Origin of the sequence: Streptomyces sp. NPDC017943, from assembly GCF_044328425.1 — a bacterium.
Lineage (GTDB): Bacteria > Actinomycetota > Actinomycetes > Streptomycetales > Streptomycetaceae > Streptomyces > Streptomyces djakartensis_A.
The window spans coordinates 1-3,696 of sequence record NZ_JBIRHH010000065.1 but is presented as its reverse complement, the minus strand read 5'-3'; the positions used below and the strand labels follow the sequence as shown (position 1 = coordinate 3,696).

At 67.8% G+C, this 3,696-nt stretch carries 2 protein-coding genes; one reads left to right on the top strand and one right to left on the bottom strand.

The window, feature by feature from the left end; genetic code table 11:
* The first annotated feature begins 249 nt into the window (after positions 1 to 249).
* Complete coding sequence (locus ACH4C6_RS36140; RefSeq protein ID WP_398112808.1) at positions 250 to 1,467, top strand: IS701 family transposase; 1,218 nt, start codon at positions 250 to 252, stop codon at positions 1,465 to 1,467.
* A gap of 574 nt (positions 1,468 to 2,041) precedes the next feature.
* Here the strand turns inward: ACH4C6_RS36140 and ACH4C6_RS36135 are convergent.
* The gene (locus ACH4C6_RS36135; RefSeq protein ID WP_398112807.1) at positions 2,042 to 2,689 is read right to left on the bottom strand and encodes a site-specific integrase; all 648 of its coding nucleotides are present in this window, start codon (positions 2,687 to 2,689) and stop codon (positions 2,042 to 2,044) included.
* Positions 2,690 to 3,696: the final 1,007 nt, after the last annotated feature.

Genomic DNA, 3,696 nt, shown 5'->3' with positions numbered 1-3,696 from the left:
CGAACCGACAAGCTCGCGATCGCCTACCAGGCCGCACTCCACCTCGCGGGCATCCTCATCTGGACCCGGCGCTGACCAAAGAGACAGAACCTAGTACTCCAGCAGGATTTCGCTGTCTGACCTGGGGTCTTTCGCCGGGTGGCGGGGGTGTAGCGGTATGTCGGTCGTGCGGGGGCGGTCTCACGGGGACCGCCCCTCGGTCGTGCGACAACGCCACAGGTAGTGACAGCGACGGGGCAGCCTCCGAGGGTGATCACCGGGTCTGCCGCCGCGCAGTGGGACCTCGAACTGGACGATCTCTTCCTGACCATCGGGCACCGCTTGGGCCGGGTCGAGCTCCGTCGCCGTATGCGTGACTACGCCCGCGGGCTACTCGCCCCGGTGGTCCGCAAGAACAGCTGGCAGCTGGCCGAACAGGCCGGCCACCGCACACCCAACGGCTTGCAGCACCTCCTCGCCGGATCGAAGTGGCAGCCCGACGACATCCGCGACGACCTGCAGGAATACATCGCTCATAAGCTCGGCGAGGCCGACGGCGTCCTGATCATCGACGACACCGGGTTCATCAAGAAGGGCACCACCTCAGCCGGGGTCCAGCGCCAGTACTCCGGAACCGCCGGCCGGACCGAGAACTGCCAGATCGGCGTCTTCGCCGCCTACGCCTCCGCCAACGGCCGGGCCCTGGCCGACCGGGAGCTCTACCTCCCCAAGTCCTGGGCCGAGGACCGTGAACGCTGCCGCACCGCGAAAGTCCCCGACGAGCGGGAGTTCGCCACCAAGGGCGAACTGGCCCGGCACATGGTGCTGCGGGCGCTCGCCTCGCCGCTGCCCATCGCCTGGGTCACCGCGGATTCCGCCTACGGCCAGGACAACCGCTTGCGCCGGATGCTGGAGCAGTCGGGTGTCGGCTACGTACTGGCCGTCCCCAAGCCACAGTTCACCGCGGGGTGTTCACGGATCGAGGGCCTGTTCGCGCAGGCCCCGGACGAAGCGTGGGAGAAGATCTCCTGCGGCGACGGCGCGAAGGGGCCCCGCGTCTACCACTGGGCAGCGGTGCGCCTGCCGGCCGTCGCCGAGTTCGACTACCAGGGCGAGGTCCCCTACCGGATGCGGTGGGCACTGGCCCGCCGCAGCGTCAGCAATCCTGACGAGATCGCCTACTTCCTCGCTTACGCGCCCCTTCACGTCACCGTCCAGGAGCTGGTGAGGGTCGCCGGGGCACGCTGGGCGATCGAGGAGTGCTTCCAGGCCGCGAAAAATGAGTGCGGCCTGGACCAGTACGAGATCCGCCGCTACACGGGCTGGTATCGGCACATCACTCTGGCCATGCTCGCCTTCCTGGCCGCCACGGCACACCAAGCCGGGGAAAAAGGGGCGGAACAGGTGAGACGTCCGGGGCCGTCGGGCTCACAGTGGCGGAGGTTCGGCGACTCCTGGCAGCTTGTCTTCCCCGGCCCCCGCACCTGAGCGGACAAGTTCTCGGAAGGCTTGTATCAAAGTCCGTCGACGGTTCCGCCGGGGACGAGGGCGGTGAGCTACCACTACGGTCGCTCTACGTGATCGCGTGCCTGACGGTTCATGACGGCACAGGGGGCTCATAGCAGGCAGTCGTGACCCGGCATGGAGCCGCACACCGGCCGCCTCTGGACCGTCAACAGCGCGGGTGTCCCGGTCCCCCGTGACTAGCTGCCCGCGCGTGTCGCCCAGCTCCTGGAGGCCGACCCTGCCCTCACCGCGACCGCCGTCACCGACCGCCTCGGCGTGCACCGCAACACCGTCGCCCAGGCGCCCTGACTCAGTGCCGCGCGCAGCGGATGGCCGACGTCATGGAGCAACGCGCGCTCTCCGCAGCATAGGCCGCCGCAGCGCTCGACTACCCGGCCAGCCAGACCCGCCGGGCCAGCGTCCGCGCCGAAGCCATCAGCAGACTACGGATCAGAAGGTTGCAGGTTTGAATCCAGAGGTCCTGTGGAGAGATCCACAGGACTTCTGGCTTATGCGTTGACGGCAGTGATTGACGGCAACGGTTTTTCGAGGTCGTTCAGACGGCCACCAGGACACCGGCCGCGCCGTCGTCATCGTCTCTGTCGTTGCCGTCACTCCTCAGGGCATCCCCGACGCGATCGAACGCTGAGCGCTGCGAGTCGAGCCGGACGAAGGTGTAGATGTCCATGGTTACTCGGATGGAACTGTGGCCGAGAACTTCCATGATCATGCGAGCGTCGGCGCCCTGCTCGTGGAGGAGCGACGCGCAGGCGTGGCGCAGGTCGTGAAAGCGGACCTTGCGGATGCCAGCGCGGAGGCACAGCACCTCGAAGGAGCGGTTCAGGTTGCGCGGCTCGATGGGGGTTCCGTTCTTGGTGGTAAAGACGAGGCCCTGCCCCGTTCCCCTCCAGTTGTTGCCCGCTCCCTTCCGGTCGGCGATCTGCTGAGCGCGCTGAGCCCGGAGCGCGGTCACACACTCGGACGGCAGGGCCACACGGCGGGCCGAGCGCTGCGTCTTCGGAGCGACGATCATCAGTTCGCCACCGACCCGCTGTAGGACTTGCCGGACGGTGAGGACGCCTTCGTGGAGATCCACGTCCGACCAGCGCAGCCCGAGCAGCTCACCGCGCCGCAGGCCGATGCGAACCGCCAGCTCGTACGCGGCCCAGAGTCGGTTGTCGCGGGCCGCCGCCAAGTCCGTCAACCGGGCTCACGCCCGACTCCGCTCACCCGTGGAACGGGCCTTTGCTCGCCTCAAAGCCTGGCGGATCTTCGGCAGGGCCCGCGTCAGCCCCAACACACTCACGTAAATGACCAAGGCCGTCCTCGCCCTGGAGAAGCAACGCTGAAGAAGCTCACTGTTCTCTATATTCCCTGCCGGCCGGGTCCTCGGCCTGGGGTTGGTTGGGGGTTGCGGATGTGTCCGGCGGGTCGGGGTGTGGGGTGTTGGTTTGTGGGGTGGTGTGGGTGGGGGTAGGTGGGGCCTGGTGGGGCTTGGGCGGCGGCTGCTGCCACGGTGAGGGGCATGGTGTGGTGGGAGTACGAGGTGGATGCCGCGGAAGTGGATGCCGCGGTGGGCCAGCCGAGTGGGGGCGGGGGCAGGAAGGCTGGAGTTTCCGGTCCGGGCCGGGCTGTGTTCGCGGCCGGGAACACAGCCATGGCGTCGGAGCCGTCCTGCGCCAGGGAGGGCACCGCCCCCTGGCGCGAGGGCCCGGCATCGGGTTGCACGGGACTTCTATGCAACGCCCATTTGCCCTTCACCTTGACGAGGAAACCTTCCAGGCCCTTGGCCCGCAGCGCATCGCACTCCTCAGGTGCCAGAAACACGCCCGGAGTGCCGTCTGCGTTTCTCCGCATCGCGTTGTACAGATGCCTGCCGATGCGAACTCCACCCACCGTCACGCGGGTGCTGGGGAGGCAGAGGTTTCGTTGGCTGTCGGTGATGTCGTCTTTGGACAGACCTTGTATCGCGGCCGCCCATTCCTCGGCTCGTCGCTTGCTGCGCGTCGGTCCCGCACTCGCACCGCCATTAAGCGCTGCCCCGGCTTCGGCTCGGGCTTGGGCCGCGGCTTGGGCTCGTGCCTGTGCTTGGGCTGCGGTTCGGGTGTCGGGATGTGTGTGGGTGCGGAGGTCGTTGAGGTCGTGTGCGGTGAGGTTGACTCCTTGGGTGCTGGCGTAGTGGTGGACCTGGCCGTAGGTGATGTCCCAGTT